The organism is Pseudomonas orientalis, assembly GCF_022807995.1.
Classification (GTDB): domain Bacteria; phylum Pseudomonadota; class Gammaproteobacteria; order Pseudomonadales; family Pseudomonadaceae; genus Aquipseudomonas; species Aquipseudomonas orientalis_B.
The window spans coordinates 3,880,783-3,901,208 of the sequence record NZ_CP094351.1 but is presented as its reverse complement, the minus strand read 5'-3'; the positions used below and the strand labels follow the sequence as shown (position 1 = coordinate 3,901,208).

General features: G+C 60.2%; 9 protein-coding genes. 5 read left to right on the top strand and 4 right to left on the bottom strand.

Annotation, left to right across the window (positions count from 1 at the left end; translation table 11 throughout):
* The first annotated feature begins 24 nt into the window (after positions 1-24).
* Both MRY17_RS17285 and MRY17_RS17280 read left to right on the top strand, forming a co-directional pair.
* Positions 25-993, top strand: a complete 969-nt coding sequence (locus tag MRY17_RS17285; RefSeq protein ID WP_181285083.1) for a fimbrial protein — start codon at positions 25-27, stop codon at positions 991-993.
* A 75-nt stretch (positions 994-1,068) separates the two neighbouring features.
* Complete coding sequence (locus MRY17_RS17280; protein WP_181285084.1) at positions 1,069-2,022, top strand: DMT family transporter; 954 nt, start codon at positions 1,069-1,071, stop codon at positions 2,020-2,022.
* A gap of 536 nt (positions 2,023-2,558) precedes the next feature.
* On the opposite strand, the gene MRY17_RS17275 is transcribed toward MRY17_RS17280, so the two are convergent.
* On the bottom strand, positions 2,559-3,947 hold the full coding sequence (locus MRY17_RS17275) for a class II fumarate hydratase (protein ID WP_243352570.1): 1,389 nt from the start codon (positions 3,945-3,947) through the stop codon (positions 2,559-2,561).
* Between the two features lie 181 nt (positions 3,948-4,128).
* Between MRY17_RS17275 and MRY17_RS17270 the strand changes: the two genes are divergently transcribed.
* From MRY17_RS17270 to MRY17_RS17260, 3 genes are all read left to right on the top strand, one after another.
* A complete protein-coding gene (locus MRY17_RS17270; protein ID WP_003175221.1) occupies positions 4,129-4,647 on the top strand; it encodes a DUF2059 domain-containing protein in 519 nt (172 codons plus the stop codon).
* A gap of 6 nt (positions 4,648-4,653) precedes the next feature.
* Positions 4,654-4,947 carry a BolA family protein gene (locus MRY17_RS17265; RefSeq protein ID WP_191952070.1) on the top strand — a complete coding sequence of 98 codons (294 nt, stop codon included), beginning with the start codon at positions 4,654-4,656 and terminating at the stop codon, positions 4,945-4,947.
* Positions 4,948-5,085: 138 nt separating this feature from the next.
* On the top strand, positions 5,086-8,073 hold the full coding sequence (locus MRY17_RS17260) for an RHS repeat-associated core domain-containing protein (RefSeq protein WP_243352569.1): 2,988 nt from the start codon (positions 5,086-5,088) through the stop codon (positions 8,071-8,073).
* Between the two features lie 42 nt (positions 8,074-8,115).
* Here MRY17_RS17260 and MRY17_RS17255 read toward each other — a convergent pair whose 3' ends face one another.
* Genes MRY17_RS17255 through MRY17_RS17245 form a run of 3 tightly spaced genes read right to left on the bottom strand, consistent with a single transcriptional unit; the run spans position 8,116 to position 20,335 of the window.
* The gene (locus tag MRY17_RS17255) at positions 8,116-12,687 is read right to left on the bottom strand and encodes a SpvB/TcaC N-terminal domain-containing protein (RefSeq protein WP_243352568.1); all 4,572 of its coding nucleotides are present in this window, start codon (positions 12,685-12,687) and stop codon (positions 8,116-8,118) included.
* Positions 12,684-17,456: a neuraminidase-like domain-containing protein gene (locus MRY17_RS17250; RefSeq protein WP_243353952.1), complete on the bottom strand. Its 4,773-nt coding sequence runs from the start codon at positions 17,454-17,456 to the stop codon at positions 12,684-12,686. The genes MRY17_RS17255 and MRY17_RS17250 overlap by 4 nt, the downstream gene beginning before the upstream one ends.
* Positions 17,457-17,506: 50 nt before the next feature.
* A complete protein-coding gene (locus MRY17_RS17245; RefSeq protein ID WP_243352567.1) occupies positions 17,507-20,335 on the bottom strand; it encodes a Tc toxin subunit A in 2,829 nt (942 codons plus the stop codon).
* Positions 20,336-20,426 lie beyond the last annotated feature (91 nt).

Genomic DNA, 20,426 nt, shown 5'->3' with positions numbered 1-20,426 from the left:
ACAGCGGAGCAATGAGAGATCACGATGAAACGACTTTATGGCGCTATGGTGCTTCTTGCCTTGCTGAGTGCGACCACGACCGTGCGAGCGGCTGATTGCCGCGTTAATGGCGGTGCGTGGCAATACGTTGGCGACGGTGGGATTTTGAATCTGCGGGTGCCTGTCACGGTCAGCGTAGGCTCGGACAGTACCCGCATCATCCTTGAAGGTGCCTGGTTGGAGTGCCGATTCACGCCTTCGCCTGCCCACCCGACGCGCATCGACTTTTGGGGTACCTCCGCGCAAGCCGGCTCCCCTTGGGTGCCCGGACCGAAATTTTCCCGGCAAGGTACCGGCTTACGCATAAACGGCGCGTTTCATAACACCCCTGTGCCGTTTAACATCCGGATCGCGACCATGCCAAACAACGGTTGGTCGTACCCCATCAACATAGCCCCCTACATCTTGCTGCGTAACGACCCGAGCAACCCTATCGAGGTGCGGATAGGGGATACCCTGGGCGCATTGAACCTTCACCAGACCAATAATTACAGTCCGGGAAGCACGCGACTCGTGTTGACGTACACTGCCGCGAATAACTTCGGCATCTCTCCGTCCACCTGCACGATCAACAATAACAACCCCATCGAAATCAACTTCGGCAACGTGCACCAGCGCGCCATCGGCAGCGACCCACTGACATCGTCCATCATCAGCAACCGCAGGCTCACCTACTCATGCCCGGACGGCGGAATCAACACGCCCATCACCATCACCTACAAAGGCACCCGTTCCGCGTTCGATTCACGCCTGTTGATGATGACCAACGCCGATGTGGGCACGGCCCTTGTGCGTGCCGGATCTGCCGTACCGGTCAACGGTTCGTTCCTGACCCGCATCACCAATAGCACGGGCGCGGACGACGTGACGTTTTCCCTGGTACGTCGAGCGGGCTCGTTGCCTGCCGCCGGCCCCATCAGCGGCAGCGGGGTACTGGTGATGGGCGTGCCATGAGCACGGCGTGATACCCAAAGCGCACCGCGTGCCCCTAGAATGCCGGTTCCACTTCCTCTGGCATCTGGGGCACTCATGCACATCTCTTCGGGCCGCTGGGTCTACGGTTTTCTCCTGACCCTGTTGACCGCGCTGCTCTGGGGCATTCTGCCGATCAAGCTCAAACAGGTTTTACAGGTAATGGACCCGATCACGGTGACCTGGTTTCGCCTGATCGTCGCGGGCAGTTGCCTGTTTGTTTACCTGGCGCTCACCCGGCGCTTGCCCAGTCGCAAGGTGCTTGGCCCCAAGGGCGGCTGGCTGGTGGCGATGGCGGTGTGCGGACTGGTGGGCAATTACGTGTTGTACCTGGTGGGCCTGAAAATGCTCAGCCCCGGTACCGCGCAACTGGTGGTGCAGATGGGCCCGATCTTTCTGATGGTCGCCAGCGTGTTTGTGTTCAAGGAGCGATTCAGCCTGGGGCAGGGCGTGGGGCTGCTGGTGCTGATCATTGGCTTCGGCTTGTTCTTCAACCAGCGCCTGACTGAGTTGTTGACCTCGATGGGCACCTACACTGCCGGCGTGCTGACGGTGTTGCTGGCGACCAGCATCTGGGTGTTCTACGCCCTGGGCCAGAAGCAGTTGCTGACGGTGTGGAATTCGTTGCAGGTGATGATGGTGATCTACTTGTCGTGTGCGGTATTGCTCACGCCGTGGGCGCATCCGCTGCAAGCGCTGCAACTGAGCCCGCTGCAAGGCTGGCTGCTGCTGGCGTGTTGCATGAATACGCTGGTGGCCTACGGTGCATTTGCCGAGGCGCTGGCGCATTGGGAAGCCTCGCGGGTCAGCGCGACCCTGGCCCTGACGCCGTTGGTGACCTTTTTGGCAGTGGCCCTGGCGGCGTGGCTGTGGCCGGATTTCGTGCAGGCCGAAGCGATCAACCCCTTGGGCTATTTTGGCGCGTTGGTGGTGGTGCTGGGCTCGGCGATGGTGGCGCTGGCGCCTTCGCTGGTGGCGGGGCTCAGGGCTCGGCGTGCGCGGTGGGTCTAGGTGCATGACGATTCAAATGTGGGAGGGGGCTTGCCCCCGATGGCGGCCTCTGGGCCGACCAGGATGTTGGATCGGACCGCATACATATCCGTTTCTGCGGTAACGGCCACTTAGGGTTCCGCTTTTACAGCGGCTCACTTTTGAAAAGCCGGAATGCCGGCCCAGTCAAAAGTAAGCAAAACGCTCTTGCCCCACCACTCGGCACCTCGCCCAGGCTCGGTGTACCCGAACACAGGCTTGAATCCGTGGGCCGCCGCAATGGGCCATCCATGGCCCAGTGCGGCTAACCCGGCGTCCTGCCGGGTTACCCACGGATTCAAGCCTGCGTTCGGCCAGCGTGGTTTAACGGGGCGCCTAAGATCAAAAGCAAAAGCGCGGCGGCCTTAGAGCCGACCGATATTTTATGTCAATCCCGGTGCAAATGTGGGAGGGGGCTTGCCCCCGATAGCGGTGGATCAACCAACATCATTGTTTGCTGACAAACCGCCATCGGGGGCAAGCCCCCTCCCACATTTGATTACCGACAACCTTTGGTCTCAGTGCCCGGCTTCCAGCATGTTTTCCGGGCGTACCCACTGATCGAACTCTGCGTCGGTGAGGTAGCCCAGTTCCAGCGCCGCCTCCCTTAGCGTCAGGCCTTCGGCATAGGCCTTCTTGGCGATCTGCGCGGATTTGTCGTAGCCGATATGCGGGTTGAGGGCGGTCACCAGCATCAGCCCGCGCTCCAGGTGCTCGGCCATTTGTTCGGCGTCAGGCTCCAGGCCGGCGATGCAGTGTTCCTGGAAGTTGTTGCAGCCATCGGCCAGCAGGCGGATCGATTCCAGCAGGTTGTGGATGATCACCGGCTTGTACACGTTCAATTGCAGGTGCCCCTGGCTGGCGGCGATGCCGATGGTGACGTCATTGCCGAGCACCTGGCAGGCCAGCATCGACAGGGCTTCGCACTGGGTCGGGTTGACCTTGCCGGGCATGATCGAACTGCCGGGTTCGTTGGCCGGCAATTTCACCTCGGCCAGCCCGGCGCGAGGGCCGGAGCCGAGCAGGCGCAGGTCGTTGGCAAGCTTCATCAGGGCCACGGCCAGTGTTTTCAGCGCACCGTGCAAGGTCACCATCGGCTCATGGCCGGAGAGGGCGGCGAATTTGTTTGGCGCGGTGACGAACGGCAGGCCCGACAACGCCGCCAGCTCGGCGGCGATCGCCTCGCCAAAGCCATGGGGCGAATTGAGCCCGGTGCCCACGGCGGTACCGCCCTGGGCCAGCTCGCACACGGCGGGCAGGGCGCTGCGGATGGCGCGTTCGGCGTAGTCGAGTTGGGCGATAAACGCCGAGAGTTCCTGGCCGAACGTGATGGGCGTGGCGTCCATCATGTGGGTGCGGCCGGTCTTGACCAGCTTCATGTGCCGCGCCGCCAGTTCCGCCAGGCCGCCGGACAGCACCGTGATGGCCGGCAACAACTGCTCGTGCACGGCCTTGACGGTGGCAATGCTCATGGCCGTGGGGAAGCAGTCGTTGGAGCTCTGGGAGCGGTTGACGTGATCGTTGGGGTGCACCGGACTCTTGCCGCCGCGGTTGCCGCCGGCCAGTTCATTGGCGCGGCCGGCGATCACTTCGTTGGCGTTCATGTTGCTCTGGGTGCCGCTGCCGGTCTGCCACACCACCAGGGGGAACTGGTCGTCATGCTGGCCATCGAGAATTTCATCGGCGGCCTGTTCGATCAGGCGGGCGATATCGGCCGGCAGGTCGCCGTTGCGGTCGTTGACCCGCGCGGCAGCCTTCTTGATCAGGGCCAGGGCATGCAGCACCGCCAGCGGCATACGCTGCTCGCCGATGGCAAAATTCACCAGCGAACGTTGGGTCTGGGCGCCCCAGTAAGCGTCATCCGGGACGTGGACTTCTCCCAGGCTGTCGGTTTCGATACGGCTCATCGGGCACACTCCTTCAGGTTCGTTTGCGCAGTTTAGGCTGTGATTGACCAAGGGGGTTCCATAAAAGACGTTTCATCGATCAAACCACACCTGACACGGCCCGGGGTTGAGCCGCGAGGTTTTTTAGGCGCAGAATGGTCGCCCTTGGGGTCTTACCTCGCCTGCTAGAAAAGGAAACTCGATGACTCGTCTTCGTGCCATCTGTACCGCGGTTGCTCTGGTTTGCGCCAGCGGCCAGGTTTTTGCCGATACCGCCAGCCACAACGCCAGTGCCGAAGCCTTCCTTACCCTGGCCCACGCTGACAAGCTGGGTACCCCGGTGTACATGCAAGTGCAACAAATGTTCGCCCAGCGTTTCGAGCAGACCAAGGCGCCTGCCGCCAAACAGTCCGTACTCGACAGTTACCAGGCCAAGGCCAACGCCGCGTTGGACCAGGCCATCGGCTGGCCGAAGCTGAAACCGGACATGGTCAAGCTCTACACCACCAACTTCAGCGAATCCGAGCTCAAGGACCTGGTTGCCTTCTATCAGTCGCCACTGGGCAAGAAAGTCCTGGAGAAAATGCCCCAGCTGACCCAGCAATCGGCCCAGATGACCCAGGCCAAGCTGGAAAGCGCGGTACCTGTGGTGAACAAGCTGTTGGAAGACATGACCAACGAGCTGGCGCCCAAAGCCGCTGCTCCGGCCAAGAAGAAGTAAGCTGCAATGACCATGCAACAGCGTATCGAAACGGCGCTTGGCGCCCTGGCCCCGGATCACTTGAGTGTGCTGGACGAGAGCCACATGCACAGCCGTGGGTTGCAGACCCACTTCAAGGCCGTGCTGGTCAGCCCGCAGTTCGAGGGGCTTAATCGCGTCAAGCGCCATCAGAAGGTCTACGCCACCCTGGGTGACCTGATGAGCGAGTTTCATGCGCTGGCGCTGCATACCTACACGCCCGAGGAATGGGCGAAGGTCGACGCAGCACCGGCCTCGCCGACCTGCGCCGGCGGGCACTGAGCGCAGCCTCGACCCGCGCGAGCGGGTCGGGGCGATGCCAGTACCCGGACACACAAAACATCCTCCAGCACCACCTTTCTCCAACGCCCCATCCCTAGGCTTTCAAGACTACTTATTCCGCAATAAGGTCTTGAGGTCATGTCTTATTCCATCCATCGACACACGCCGTCCCTGGCCGTGATCGACCCGCGTGGGTTGATTGTTCGTCATATCGATTACCACCGTTCAAGCGCGCAGGTTCAAGCACAGGTGCGCATTCATCGCCAGGTATTTGGCAGTACGGGCTTGATGATTGAACAATGGGACCCGCGTTTGTTGCAGCTGTCACGTTCACAACCCGGCACTGCGCCCAATCAACGCACGGTTTATAGCCTGGGCGGGCACGCGTTGCGCACCGACAGTGTGGATGCCGGCTGGCGGCTGACGCTGATGGGGCAAGCCGGGCAGTTACTGGAAGAATGGGATGGGCGGGGTGCTCACCAGGCTCATCACTACGATCAATATCTGCGCCCGGTTGCCGTCTTCGAGCAGGTGAGCAGCGGCGAGCAGGCGCTGTGCGTCGAGCGTCTTGCCTATGCTTCATCTTCCAATGCAGAGGCTGCACGCAACCGCTGTGGCCGGGTGGTCCGCCACGATGACGGCGGCGGCACGTTGCTCCACGAGGTCTATGGGCTGCACGGGGAGGTTACGCAGCAGGCCCGACGTTTTCGACAGGCGGCTGCCGCGCCGGACTGGCCGCAGCCCGATGCACAACGCGAGGCGCGCCTGGAGCCCGACAGGTTCCAGACAATCATTGGGTTCAACGCGCTGGGGGAGCGCCTGCATCACACGGACGCCAAGGGCAATCGCTTCGACTACACCTACGGCATTGACGGCCAACCGGCGAGTATCTTCGTAACGCCCAGGGCCGGCGTGCGTACGCAGGTGCTGGGCCGGCGCCGCTACAACGCGGCTGGCCAAGTGCTCAGCGAGCGCGCCGGCAACGGTGTGGTGCGCGCCATGCGCTACCGTGAGGGCGATGGTCGCTTGCTGCAAATGACGGCCCATCTGCCCGCACAACCTGACGCAGCGCTGCAAGACCTGCGCTACGACTATGACGGCGTGGGCAACATCATGCGGATCGAAGACCTTGCCCAGCCGACGCAATGGTCCAGCAACACCCGGATCAGTTCGGCCAGCCGCTATGAGTACGACACCTTATCGCAACTGACCAAGGCCACCGGCCGCGAGACCACGGGCAACACTGGAGGTCCGGCGCTACCGGCATGGGTGGCGTTTGGCTCGACCGACGACAGCGTATGGCGTCGCTACACCCAGCGGTTCAGCTATGACGCCGCCGGCAATGTGCTTGAGTTGCAGCACGTGCCCAGCAGCGGCACAGGTTTTACGCGGCGGATGAGCGTGGCGGCGGGCAGTAATCATTGTTTGCCGCAGGCCGGGGGCAAGACCGCGCCGGGGCTGGGCCAGGGCTTTGATCGCAACGGCAATCTGCAAGCGTTGGCGGGCGAGCAGGGCATGGGGTGGGACGTGCGCAATCAACTGGTGCGTCTCACGCAGGTGCGGCGCGAGGGCGGCAATGACGATGAAGAGCGCTACGCCTACGATGGCGCAGGCCAGCGCATTCTCAAACGCCGGGTGTCCCAGGCCCGTAGCGTGATGCATACCGCCGAGGTGCGCTACTTGCCGGGGCTGGAAATTCGCCATGACAGCGCGACGGGTGAGCAACTGAACGTACTCAATCTGGATGCCGGTGCGACCACCGTCCGCGTCCTGCTGTGGGATCGCCATCCTTCGGGAGTGACTCAGGACACGCAGATCCGTTACGGCTTGTCAGACCACCTGGGCAGCAGTTGCCTGGAGCTGGGCGAGCAGGCGCAACTGCTCAGCCAGGAAAGTTATTACCCCTACGGCGGGACCGCGTGGCGGGCGGCGAAGAATGCCAGCGAGGCGAGTTACAGGTTCATCCGTTATTCGGGTAAGGAACGCGATGCCAGCGGGCTGTGTTACTACGGCTTCAGGTATTACGCGCCGTGGTTATGCCGCTGGATCAGCCCGGACCCGGTCGGCGATGCCGATGGCTTGAATCTGTACGCCATGGTCGGCGGTAACCCGGTCACCCGGGGCGACGCACAAGGGCTGGTTGGCGCACCGGCGCTGGAGGCGCCCCAGGATAAACAGATACGCAGGCTTTCCATCAGCCGCAGGCTCGCGACCATGGGGCGGATTATGCGTCCGAGGATACAGGCAGCATCGTCGGCCGCGATTCGCGATGGTTTATCCACTTATATCGCCAATGCCATCGCGACGGGCGTTGATCTGGCGGTATTCGGCAACCTCCAGGCCACGCCGGAGCGCAATCAGGTCTTGCGCTATACCGTTGCGTCGCTGGACGCCCTGGCGACGATGCATATGAGCACGGGTATCGCGGGTAACTGGACACGTTTTGCACCACAGATCGGTGTTGTTTCGGCAGCGATGGCGAGTCTTGGTTATGCCTATCACACTGGCACGCCGAGTGTTCAAGCCGGGGAACGCTGGGACCCCGTGGCGGTGCTGCGGTTGAGCGGGCATATACGCTCGCTCTCCAGGGAACTGGTGCAGCAGATCATGCGGGGGCACGGCACCGGCGCATCCTGGGGCAGCACGCCTCTGCGGGCCAGGGTCGGCCGTACCGCCGGCGCCACGGCGGCATACGCGGTTGCAACCGTCACCAGCGCGGTCTACGGCGGGGAAGTGCCTGCGCTGATGCAACCCAATGTGTCACCCGCGATTGAAGCCTACGATGGAGCAATGGGAACGCTTATGCGCAGCGGTCATCCCACGGCGGTCCACGACCACCATGGGCAGACCGTGCAGACACCTGAGCCTGTTGCGTTGATGCACGGTGGGCTGAGCAGAATGTTCAATCAGGTGTGGACGTACTGGGCCGCCACGGGGGTCGAGGCGTTGGCCGTTGCGCTGACTGGGCTGCCCCCGGCCGCGCAGAGCCGTACCACTCGAACGATTGTCATGGCGGCCCGCGGCGTGATTGCATCATTGACCGAATGGCGCGGCTTTGTCGTCGCGTTTGCCAGGCGCGGGTACACAAACCTGGCGTCGAGCTGGCGCGCCGCGCCGCGATCCTGATGAGAACTTGAATGCGATCGTTCCTACGCTCCGTGGGAACGATCAGTCAGTCGCTTGGCGGGCGTTCAGCTCTTCATAGGTGTCGTTTTCGTCCTCATTGACGGTGTACCAGGCCCAATAGGTGGTACGCCGCATCAATCCCCCTGCGGTGAGTGTCTGCGTCGGGCGTCCGAGCGGGTCATAAAATTGCCGGTCGCTGAGGCCCAGCTCGCGCATGGAGTGATCCTTGACGTAGACGTGGCTGTTGGCGAAGTAGGGTCGATAGATACGTATGACCAAGCCTTTGTTGTTGTATTCGACACGCTCGCTGACGCGCCAGCGGGGATCGGCGTCCACTTGGCGCAGCTGTTTCTTCGAGGTGCCGGATGCATCCGGCACCTCATCGACCAGCAGGTTGCCCTTGTCGTCCACCGCATGGGCCGTGCCGGGTTCGGTCTTTTGCTTGGTCTGTAACGAGCGGCCGAAGCCGTCCCAGCAGGTCAGGGTCATGCGAATCTGTTGTTCGGTATCGCCGGGGTAGCGGTCGGCTTGCAACATGAGCCCGTGTACCGGCGTGCGGCTGGCCTTATTGATCAACGCCTTGAGTTGTTTTTCGCTGCCGCTTAGAGATTGGCGACTGCTGTACAGGTGCGCTCGCGCGCTCATACGAATATGCCCGCCGGGGAGCAGATAGGCGTTGGTAATCCATTCGGGCTTGATCTGAGCCAAGTCGATGCTGCCCATCCAACTGAACGGGGCGTAGCAATGTGCGTTGGCCATGTCTTGCAGCACGCTTTGCGCCTGTTCGATGGCTGATCCGGGCGTTACATTTTTGAGCGGGCGGTAGCTTTCCAGGGTGGCGAAACCTACTCTGAGGCTGTGTTCGCGGCCATAAAACGTGCTGGCGAGCAACTGCCCAAAACCGTCATAAAGCGCTTCTTGAACAGTGCCATTGGGGTCGACAATCCTTGTCGGCAGCAGCGATCGATAGTCGTATTCAGCCTTGGTCACACAGCCGTCCGGTGTTTTTACCCGCACGGTTTGCAACGTGTAGGGGTCATAGGCGAGCGTTGTTTCGCCATGGGCCTCGGTGGCCCGCAGCGCTCTTATCCGATAAAACTGGGTGGCCTTGCCGTAGCGGGGAAAGTGCCGACGAATCGACCACAGGCGGTTTTCCTTGGGCGGCACCTCGCCGTCAAACAGAAAAAACAGCTGCATGGTGTGATAGCCGCTGTCGGTGAGCTTTTGCACCAGGTCCACCGTGGGTTGGTTGGGCATGGCGGGAATGTCGTTGTAAACATTCAGGGCCTGGTCATCCAGCTCGGCGGTTTCCAGGTAATCGGCCAAAGCCTGGGCGGTGGCGACGCCGGGTTCCAGGCTTTTGCCGAGGCTACCGGCCTGCCGGTAGTGCTGCACCGACAAGCCGCTCAGTGTGCGCCTGGCCCCAGCGGCCAGCGGCCCGTCGCGGGTGTCGATGAACAACTCATAGGCGATACGCGCAGGGTCCAGCCCGCCAGACACCGGCGCCTTGTCGAGCACCAGGGCGTTGTGTCGTTGGCGGTAGGGCAAGGCCAGGCGCCACTGCTGTGCATCGTCCAGGTGAATCGGCTGCGTCAGCGTCTCGCTCAGGTAATAGAGCTGCTGGGCGTCGTCATGGGTATCGCGCCACCAGCGCTGCTGGTGCTCATCCACCAGCACGACGGGCGGGGGGCTGTCGGCGGTGGTACGGCGGGCATAATGCACGGTTACGCCATGCACCAGGCAGCCATAGGCATCCCAGCGCAGATTGATCTGGTGCTGGCAGACGGGATCGTCTTTCACGCCTTCATATTGATAGCTGATCGACTCCAGGGCTAATGGCAGCAACCGGGCGTAGGGCGTATGGGCACTGGCCGGCGCCAGTTCGCGGACCAGATACCGTTGGTGTCTGACTGAGTAGGGTACGACGCCTTGCGCCGGGTCCGCCGCCATCACTTCGACCCGCAGCACCCTGCCACTGAGTGCACGGGCTACCTCACGTGCCAATGTCGGCGCAGGGGCGCTGATCAGGTCGTCATGATGATCCAGCGGTGCCTGAGCCGTCGCCCTGTAGCGGCTCACCAGCGTGCGGCCGAGAGCTTTGGCGTGCGGGTCGTGAGTGCTCTGGCCGAGGCTGGGCATGTCAAGGGATCGCCCGGTGTGAAACCAGGTTTTGCTGAGCAAGGGGACGCTGGAACCTGGCGTGAGGGGCGCGCCCTTACGGCTGTCGGTGTCGGTTTGCAGCAATAGCCCAAAGCCACGAAACTCACGGTCCATGCGGTCGTAATAAGCCTGGCGATAGCTCACGCGCTGGGTCAGCTGGTTGCCGGTAATCTCGTCCCGTTGGGCTTGTTGGCTGACCAGCAGCAGCGCAAAGGGTAACTGGCTGATCGCAGGCTGGCCCTTGGCATGCAACTCGCGTTTTTCGTCCAGCCACTCCTGGGCACTGCTGCGATATTTGATCGAAGCCTGAGCGCCCATGTTGTTGTCGGTGCTCATGAGCAGCCAGGGCTTTTGGCTGTAAAAGTCGTAGCGCCAATGGATGGGGGTCTGGTGGGCGGCGGTCAGGATCAGGCTCGGGCAGCCCAGGCCAAGCACATCGATAACGCTGACCTGACAGTAGTCGTCGTACTGCACGCCCTCTGGCCACGGCAGGTTGATCGCCTTGGTTTCGAAGCCGTCGCCGCCTTTGTTGAGGAAAATACTCAGATGAGTGGTGCTCAAATACAGCAAGTCTGCCGCGCCGCCGCCATTGAGGTCGACGAGCAATACACGTGCCGCATTGAACGTTTCATAGCGTAACGGCAATGTGGCCAATACAAACCCTTGGGCAAAACGGCCGCGACCCAGGTTCGGCCAACATTTCACTTCGTTATGCCGTATACGCACCAGATGCTGTTGGCCCGTGGCGAGTACATCGCTGAACGCCACCAGTTCGTTGGGCGAGGCGGAAATGATCGGCAAGCCATCGTCGGGCGTGTGCGGCACCTCGGTGGCGGGCGCGAAGCCGGATGCTCGGCGATTTTCATACAGGCGCACGCTACGCGGGCCGATCAACGCAAAGTCATGACGGCCTGCCCCCATCAAGTCAGCGAGCATGCCCTGGGGGTGGAAGAACTCCGAGGGGAATGCATCGAACGGTGTATAGGCTGACCAGTTGCGCTGTTCGTCCAGGCTGAAAAAGCCGTTCATCCCGGGCCCTGCCACCAGCCAGTCCAAGCGCCCGTCGCCATTCACATCGGCCAGTGCCTGGTGGAGGGGCCGGGTGTTGTCGGCAACCGGCACCTGCTTCAATTCCACGGCCGCACCGTAGCTCACCTCGTCACTGGTTTGCGGCTGTTGCGGCCGCTGCGGTTCGCGGTAATACCAACTTTTGTCTGCGCGATACAACACACCAGGCAGGCCATCGCCATACAGATCGACCAGTTGATAGCGATCGCGGTCATGCAGCCCGGGCAGTGAACCGAATGGCTTATAGCCGCTCTTGTCCACCTTGAGCTGGGCCGATTGGTAAAAACACTCCAGTGGCGGGCGGCTCACGCTATCGCCCGAGCTGTCGAAGGCCTGCTCATGAACTCCAATCAACAGGCTGACATGGCTGGGAGCGTGGTATTCCAGCAGCAGACGTTTGACCAGCACCGGGTCTGCGCCCATTTGTGCTTCCTTGGGGAAGTGGTGAAACATCAGAATCTGGTTGCAACAGCGCAGGGTGCGTAGCTCGAAGCCGAACGAAAAGTCCGAGCGGGGATCGGGTCGTGTCTTCCACTCCCTGATTTTCTGATATGTCGGCCGTTTATCCAGCTCAAGGTCACGTTCGCCATAGTCAAAGAGCAACTGAAAGTGCCAGCCCATGCCCGGCTCATGGTCGGTCTTCCAGAGGTAGAGTTGTTCCTGCTCTTTGGCGGTGAAGTTGCCGTAGCAGACGCGCTCCAGGTAATGCTGGGCTCGACAGTCCCTTGGGTAGCGTGAGGGATCAGTTTCTGTTTTGTAGTGATAATAAATGTGTTCGCCGTGGGTATTCAGGCTTTCCTGCAATAACCATTGCGCCACATGGTGCGGGTGGTCCGGATCGGCAATTCGGGCCAATGGGGTCTTCCCGTAAAAGTGCTGACTGCCATCGGCACTTTGTATCAACCAGAAGCCTGCCGTATCGGTTGCCGAGTGCCAGTGCTCGATACGGTCGAAGTGGCTCTCGATCCTGGGAAAATACCGCGTGGCCGTGTAGGCAATGGTCAGTGGCAAACCATTGAATGCGGTCGTGGAACGGCTGACAATCGCTCCTTCGGCGTCGCGTTCGGGCAGCCATATTTGCGCGTCCGGGCCCACCAGTACGTCGTGCTCCGTATAGGCCGGCACGCCATGGGAGGTACGCCGGCTGACGGCCGGCAAGGGGACTTCCCAACCCAATCCGAAGGGGCTGTTACCGGCGCTGCTTTGGTAGGTCAGCGACATGGCTGGCGCGTAGCCGCGCGCGGGAGAGATCGGCAGGGGTATTTCAAAACTTGCCGTACCGCTGGATCCGATATCGCCCCAGCCCTTTGCGGTGCCTTGAATGGCACCGCCGCCTTTGGGCAGGGCCGGGGTATTGACCTGGAGGTTGAGCGTATCGTCGTTCATGCCTTGACCTCGCTGACAGCTGGCACCCTGGCGGTGTAGCGCAGGTGAATGACAATATCGTTTATGGATTCCAGAACGGCTTTTTGCCGTTCCGGGTTGGGAAACTCCAGGGTCCAGTCGGAAATAGCGCCGGTGTATTCGAACGGCAAGTAACGCTCGTGGCTGTCGAACGTGAGGGTGAACAGGCCGTTGTCATCCAGCCCGGTGGAAAGGGCTATTTGCTGATGGGCACGCATGTCGGTGCGCAGTTCGCCGGTGGGCAGTTCGACGTCGTTGCGGGTCTGGGTCAGTATCGCCTTGATGTCTTCATAAGGGCCCAGCGTCGCGGGCAACGATACGCTGATGCCTTTGATCCGGCGCAGGATGTGCCCGGGGTAGTCTTCTTCAAACAGGGCTGCGGGCAATTTGAAGCACAGGCTGCCTTTATTGATCAGTTGGCGCTTCAGCGCCGTCCACTGGTCTTCAGTAGCCGAAGGCGGCGTCTGGGGCGTTCCGGTCGGGGGGGAGGCGACCTCGCACGCGTTCAGGCGGTGACGCAGGGAGATGGTCTTGACGATCTCCAGATCCCGCACGTTATGGTTCAAATAGGCCGTATTCATGGTCAACAGCGACAGCTTCAGGGCTTCACCCGCCAGATAGCCCCGGTAGTTGTTGTTCCAGGCGCCAGGCTGGATAAAGGTGCGCTCATAGTCCGCTACCTCGTACTGCCAGCACGCCTGGGCGGTGCGGCACAGGGAAAGGCCAAGGTCATAGACCTGATAGTAGAACTTGCTCAACTGAGCATTGAGCCAGTCATACAGCTGTGCCTTGGAAAAGCGCTTGGCCAGCAATTGATAGGTCGACCAGGCCTGTGCCAGGGAAGTCTCGGCCAGGCGCAATTGCAGGCGCGTAGCTTTTTCCTGCTCGGCATAGGCTTGTAATTGGGCATCGACCTGGGCCAGTTCGAGTCGGGCCTGATCCTGAGCCTGGGCCCACTCTTGCGCCCGGCGGTTGAATTGCTCGGAGCGGTCCAGGTCTGCGGCGTCGCCACGCAGCGCCGTGGCAACGCCTTGGGCCAAGGCTTGGGCGGCATAGAAAGGCCCTTCCCAGCGCGAGCCGCCGACACTGGTGCCGAAAATATTCGGCGCCACCATCGCAATGCCGGCCCCGACGGCGGCGGCGGAAGCGGCGGTGTCGAACCCGGTGCTGAGCAGGTAGAGCCAGCCGGCGTGGGATTCGCCGGGGCTGATGCCTTCGCTGAGCAGATGTGCGTAGTAGCGCATGCGCGACTCGATCATGCGTCGACTTGCGCCGAGTGCCTGGCGGTTCTTTTCGTCGATCTTCAATGCCTGGGTTTGCTGGGTCACGACGATATTGGCCAGGTCCCACGCTTGTTGTTGCTGTAACTCCAGATATTCGGCCTGTTCCTTGCGTTCGATCAGGGTCAGCAGCGTATTGCCGAATTGAATCACCGCTTCGGTGGCCGTGAGCGCGTGGCCGAACATGATCTGGAAGCGATAATGGCCGACCCGGGCGTCGAGAAATGGCGTTGCAGCGCTTTCGCCGAAAGCCCCTTTGCCTTGGCTGGCCAATAACTTGAGAGGCGACAACGGGGCCGCGTAGAGGGGCAGGCGCAAGGGTTTACCGGTGATATCGAGATTGTGCCGCAGGTTATGCAGACGGCTTTCGAGCCTGTCCCAGCGCGCCACCAGCTCGGCATTGAATGGCAGGCGCAGATTGTCGGTGTCCGTGAGCCAAGCCAGTGCATCGCCTTCGCGCCACAGGTTGACGTCGATTGTCGATTGGGTGTGTTCAAGTTTTTTCAGGGCTTGAGAGCGCTCCGTTGCCAACGTGGAAAGGGTCATTTGCGCCCACGGTTCAGGGGTGGTGATGCTGGGGCGGTGGCCAAGGAAATGGTGGGCTCGGGTGTACCAGAGTTTGGCTTGGGTCAGGCTGTCCGGGGTGAGCTGACGATAGTCGGCATCGCCGCGATTGAGCAGGATGTCCAGATAAAACAGGTAGATCGCCTTGCGAAAATGCACGGGTGCGCGTGTCGCCAGTTCGTGGGGATCGTGGCTGGTGTAGCCGGGCAGCCGTTCTTCACGGGCGAGTTCGCGCAACCCCCAGAAGGCGGGCCGGTTACTGGCGGCATCGGCTGCTCGCCCCGGGTCGAACAGATAGCTGATCCATGTCTGAGCTTCGACATACTGCTGCTCCTGATTCAGACGATGGGCTATCAACCAGGGCACGTACAGGAACAGCTCCCAGAAGTACTTGCCGTAGGCACCCCTGAAGTCAATGCCTTCTGCTGTACCGTCGGGTGTGAGCGCAGGCTCTTGCCAGGTTTGCGGCGTTAACGAGAATAAATGTTCAAGGCTGATATTGGCCGCCTGGACCAGCTTGGCGGCAAAGCAGGTATTCATGCGCAGGGTGGCGGGTATGCCGGCAGGCAGGCTTGGCGAGCTATTGGAGAAGTCGATGAATTCTGCGGTGCCGGTTCTGTCTGATTCAAGCCTCCTGATCGCCGGCGCCAGTTGCTGGTTCAGCATGGGGCCGGTAACAGGTGTCGCCAGTTTCAGGGCTGCCGTATTCAACGCATAGCCAAGGATGTTCGTGCCGTTTGTCTCAGGCTCAAGGGTGACCACTCCATGGATAAGGGTGATGCCGGATGTCATCTGCTCCTGTGTCACTGGAATGCGCGTCGTGACCCGATGCCCGGCCGGTAATTCGGCACTTGATCCGGTGAGGCTTTCGTGAGCCGTGTCCTGAAAGTTGATGATGCGATGAGAGTTGGCGTTGATGGTCTCGGTAAAGGGATAGTCTTTGAAGTTCGCACTCATGATGACGTGTTTAAAGGCGCGCAAGTGCGGCGTGGTCACTGTTGCCTTTTTGATCAGCAAAACATTCTGTGAGTGCAGCTTGTTGTGTTTATCTTCGTGTGTGGAAAAAGTGCCGTAACGGTTAAGGGTGATATGGAAATGTTTGTGTGTGTATAAGTTTACGAAGGCATCTTTTTCGATGAAAGTGCCCTCCAGCAAGAGGCTGTCGGGATTTGCCGGAGCTGTTACATGGGTAAAGAGTGCCCCGTCAGCAGTATGCACGGCGTTGGGGAATTCCTCCTGCGTGGTTGAATTTCTAAAATAAAGTGCATAAAAATCGGTTTTCAACCCGGTCGAGACGCCGCTAATGGTAGAGCCCTTGCTCAGTTTAAGCTGAGTCGTTGTCGGGTCATCCAGCGCATCATGGGTAATCAGCGTGATGATCGCACCCTGCGGTTTTTTTAACGTAACGGTGTACGGCTGCTGGAAGCCGCCACTGAGGCTGGAGGAGAAGACAAGTTCATGGGTATTTGAATCAAAAAACACTTGAGTGCTGTCGGTGTCTTTTATGCGTGCTTGATTCTTTTCAAAGTTCCAATGGTGCTCTTCTTCGAAAATCTTCTGCGACGTTATGGAAATCGTATATTCCACCGTGGGCGCTATTTTGAATTGCAAGTTACCCTGATTCTTGTGAGCAAAGAGCGCGAGAAATTGCCGGGCGCTGTCAGGCAGCAATTCGCTGTAATAGCCGTTGGTACTGTGCGCCTCGCCCTTGAGTATGGTCTGTACTTTGGTCTTCTGGGAGGGATCGAAGGGTTCCAGCAGCCGGTTTATTTCTTCAGCCACGTCTGAGTCGGGCAGCACGCTATAGCGCTCGGGGCTACCGCCATCGGCGACGGTGGTGATAGTGAAAGACTGATCGATATGGACAGCCTGGAAAAATTTGCCGATGAAATTATCCTGCTGTTTGGGATCTTTGCGGCTGGTGGCGAGCACACTTAAAAAAAGCGCAGGCGTGTGGGTGTCATCGACGATTGCCACCGTTTGAGTAATGCTTTTCAGAAGCTCGGAGGTCGATGCGTTGACGTCTTCGGTCGCGCAGTATTTCTCGATGCACGCCTGGGGCGCGCTCCAGCTGCCATCATGGTTTTTATACGAGAAATTGAGCCGGAATTTGACGTAGTGGGTATTGATCCAATCGGCCAGATGTTCCTTTTCCTCCAAATCCCATCGCGCCGGTTTGAACGAACTGCTCGGGGTGGGTTTGATGCACTCGGCCCAGATGAAAAACAGCCTGCTGTTGAAATACACCGGTCGGATGCTTTGCTCGGCGGTGGCGTCGGAGACCGACAGGTTGATTTTTTTCCAGTCTGACCAGGCCTCCTGCAAAAGCACCGTGCCGGAGCGTTTGGACAGGTCCAGGGAGCGCCAGTAGTAGGTGTTCCCGGAGCTCGATTTACCGACGAAGTAGCAGGTGCCGCTGTGCAGGTTGCTCAAGTCAGCGTCGATATAGCCGTTGATCGTGCGTATGTTGGCGGTTTCCTCAAACCTGGCCAGGTAACTCTGAACCGCCGTGACGACGGTATCCGCTTGAATTCGGTATTGGCTGAGGTCGTTTTCCAGTTGTTGAAAACTGTCAGTCTTGTCACGCCGTAACGTCGGGTCCAGATAGTTGGCCGGGTGGTAGCGCAATTGCTGGCTGGCATTCCAGAGCGGGTAGCTGTGCAAATGTTCGCGCCAGAACTTGCCCTGTTGCGCGGTCATGCCCTGCTGTTCGTAGCCCGGCTCAAGGCCCAGTTGAATTCGTGTGATGTATTGCTGCAGGCTGGAAATGGCACAGGCTACCGGGCTGGTTGGCACGGCTTGGCTGACCTGCACATCGAGTAACCAATGCGCGTAAAGGTCATCTGCCGTGCTGATGGTTGCCTTCAGAGCACCAGGCACTTTATGGGTGAGGTAGTACGCGAGCATGGCGTCGCGCAGGCTTTCATTAAGGTGTTGGTCAAGCGAGTCAGACATGATCAGTCCTTGAACAGGTCGGCAGGGGAAGGCGGGTTGACGGGGGATGCATGGGCGCTCGTGAGCGCCTCGCCGACGGCCTTCCATTGAGCGAACGTCGCGTCGGTTTTAAGTTGGCTGGCGGCAATCAGCAGGGTGGCCGGGAGGCCGGTTGCGGTACTGGCCTGGCGGCAGCGCAGCAGCCAGTCCAGGCGATCCATGGAGGTAATGCGTGGCGGTTTCAGCTGGCTGCTGAAAACGCCTATTTCGCTGGCACTCCAGCCACAGAGTCGGGCCAGGCGCTCGTTGGTTTCGTCACTGGTATTTTGTGCCGCGCTACCGGGCGGTGTGTTGGCTTGTCTGAAGTAATCGAGGATTTGTCCTTCCGTCAGGCCAAAGCGGTCGATGCAATGGTTGAACTGCTGCATCAGGTAGAGGGTGTGCGGAGTCAGTTCCAGTAACGAGGAGGCCTGATAGTCACTGTCCAGCCAGTGCGGGTTTATCAGAAATTGATCAAGCGCCTGGCGGCTGAGCGGCCATTGCAGAACATCGACGGCGTGAGGGAGCAGCAATATCAGATAGCCGAGGGTTTGCAGCGGTGGGGCAGCAGGCGCGTACAAGCGCAGGAAATGACCGTAATGGTCATATTTTTGATGCCCGTTGGCATTGCCTGGCAGATGAGGTACGGATTGGATGATTTTCTTGAGCCGCAGATACAACGCCCAGAGCTCATCCCGTACCGTGCTCACCAGTGTCAGCAGCTTCTGTTTCGTCTGTTCGATGATAAAGGTGGTGCGTGTGGGGTCCGTGCTGATTGCAACGGAAGACAGTTGTGCATCGAGCGCCACCTCAACGCTGGTGCTTGAGCGCGCCCGTTGCAGCACTTGAGAGGCCAGGGCGTTCCAGTCAACGGCGGGCAAGCGGCTATCTTCATCACTCGGTTGTTGAGGCAGTTCAAGCAGGTTCAACTTTGTGGAAAGAGAAGCCTGATCATAGGCTGCGAACTCTTTCAACAGCAGGTTGATGGCTGGGTCCCGGACCTGCTTATCAAGCAATAGCTGATGCCTGAACAATGGCAGGCTGTTACCGTTTTCCTTGAGCCAGCGGCTGGCCCATTCCAGGTGCATGAGCACATCGAGAAAGTCAGTTGCGCCTTTGGGTTTGCGCCGCAGCGTTGGCGTGCGCAGTTGCGTGAGAACGTTTGCTTTGCCAAGCAACTGCGCCAGTTGCCGACATTCCATGACCGACAAGCCGAACAGGCGGGCGATTCGCGCTTGTCGATAAAGTGCGCTGACGGTCTCGATCGTACGGGTTGCAGGCCTGTCGGCGATCAGCAGTTGCAGCGAATCCTGGGTGTCTTGCAGGCCCAGCCCGGCGCAGAGTTGTTGCGCAGTGGTGGCGTCGAACGCCTTGCCGTCCAGATACAGGGGCGGCAAGGCGGAACCTGCGCGGTTGAACACCTGATCGAACAATGACACACGCTTTCCCGAGGCGTGGACGGGCATCTGATGGAGCCAGGCGGCAAACTCTTCGGCTTGCAAGGTGTAGCGCCTGTTCAGATAGCAAAAGACCCCCAGCGCCCGAAGGGTGTTATGGGTGATCAGCAGCGCACGGTTGCTGGCGCCCTCGCAGCGCATGGCGCTGACCAGCAACGTGTCCAATTGTGCGAAAGGCAGGCCGAGCCAGCGCTGCAGTCGAATCATCCGTTGCAGCCTGTCGAAGCGTTCCAGGCTCACGTTGATCAGCGTGGCGGGGGCGTCGTTGCCCAGGCTGATCGCGGGTGTGGAGGCCATCGCGCCGTTGATGTAACAGGCACCGTAAGTGAGCCCGGTATCCTGCTTGCAGTACGGCGATTTGCGTGGTGCTTGTGTCTGTTGTGCCAGCAGCGCTTGAAGTTGTTCGGCGTCCAGTTGGGTATGGTGCAGAAAGTCAGTGACGTTTTCCGGGCCCTGCGCAGCCGTCCAATTGAAGCAGGTTAGATAGAACCTTTGCGCATCCTGCGCCGCTGGCCAGTCCTTTTTCAGCATTGCCTGTTGTTCAGGGCTCAACCCTGATAACAGACATTGAACCTCGTTATTGTGGGTAACGACTTGTCCATAAGTGTTGGCTTCCGCCGCCAGGGGCAACTGGCGACTGATGCGATAGTTCAACTCACCCAACATTGGCTTGTCGCCCGACAAGCCCAGCCGGCATTGCTGGTGGTGCAAATGATAGGGCAGCGAAAACGGGAACCAGGTCTTGCTCAGCAGTACGTAGGCGTTGTCGGCGTCGGCGCCCGCGATATTCCTGAGCAAGGTGCGATTGATGATCGACAACATGGGCACCTGGCCCGCAACGCTGTGTGGGTCGATCAAAAGCTCCTTCAGGTCCGCACGCCGGTCCGACAGCTTGACCGCGTTCGCCCCCTTGGCATTGTGTTCCAGTTGCAGGGCGAACAGATAAAGCGCGCGCAGGTAGGCCACCGGCGAGTCGACTGCTGCAATGGATGAACTGGCGCAGAACTGCTCCCGGTTTTCCTTGAACAAGGCCTGGTAGGTGGCGCCGGTATCGGCGGCGACATCGCGCTTATCGCGCCGGGAAGGGCGGTCCGACGAGACTTGCTGTTCGCGAAACAGTCTTTCCAGTTGCGCGGCAGCGCTTTGGGCCCGGAGGTACACCGTGTGGGCATCGTCGTCGTTGCAGGTAGCCAATTGCTCTGCGAATGCCTTTTCGCCGAGTCGCACGATGTCGAATACCGAGTGAATATCGAGGCGCTGCAGCGCGGTTTTGAAATCGTCCCGACCGGTGGCGGGAGGGCGTGAGTGATCAATCAGTTGAGCGAGCAGGGAGCTGCTGTCGACTTGCATATTCATACGTTCCTTCACGCCCGCCGATGGGTCCGGCGGGCAATGAAAAACGCTATCACGCGGGTTGACGGGGCCAGGCATAGGTATGTACCGGCAT

Coding starts and splice junctions, on each gene's coding strand:
- MRY17_RS17285 (WP_181285083.1), top strand. CDS start 25: ATGAAACGACTTTATGGCGCTATGGTGCTTCTTGCCTTGCTGAGTGCG.
- MRY17_RS17280 (WP_181285084.1), top strand. CDS start 1,069: ATGCACATCTCTTCGGGCCGCTGGGTCTACGGTTTTCTCCTGACCCTG.
- MRY17_RS17275 (WP_243352570.1), bottom strand. CDS start 3,947: ATGAGCCGTATCGAAACCGACAGCCTGGGAGAAGTCCACGTCCCGGAT.
- MRY17_RS17270 (WP_003175221.1), top strand. CDS start 4,129: ATGACTCGTCTTCGTGCCATCTGTACCGCGGTTGCTCTGGTTTGCGCC.
- MRY17_RS17265 (WP_191952070.1), top strand. CDS start 4,654: ATGACCATGCAACAGCGTATCGAAACGGCGCTTGGCGCCCTGGCCCCG.
- MRY17_RS17260 (WP_243352569.1), top strand. CDS start 5,086: ATGTCTTATTCCATCCATCGACACACGCCGTCCCTGGCCGTGATCGAC.
- MRY17_RS17255 (WP_243352568.1), bottom strand. CDS start 12,687: ATGAACGACGATACGCTCAACCTCCAGGTCAATACCCCGGCCCTGCCC.
- MRY17_RS17250 (WP_243353952.1), bottom strand. CDS start 17,456: ATGCTCGCGTACTACCTCACCCATAAAGTGCCTGGTGCTCTGAAGGCA.
- MRY17_RS17245 (WP_243352567.1), bottom strand. CDS start 20,335: ATGAATATGCAAGTCGACAGCAGCTCCCTGCTCGCTCAACTGATTGAT.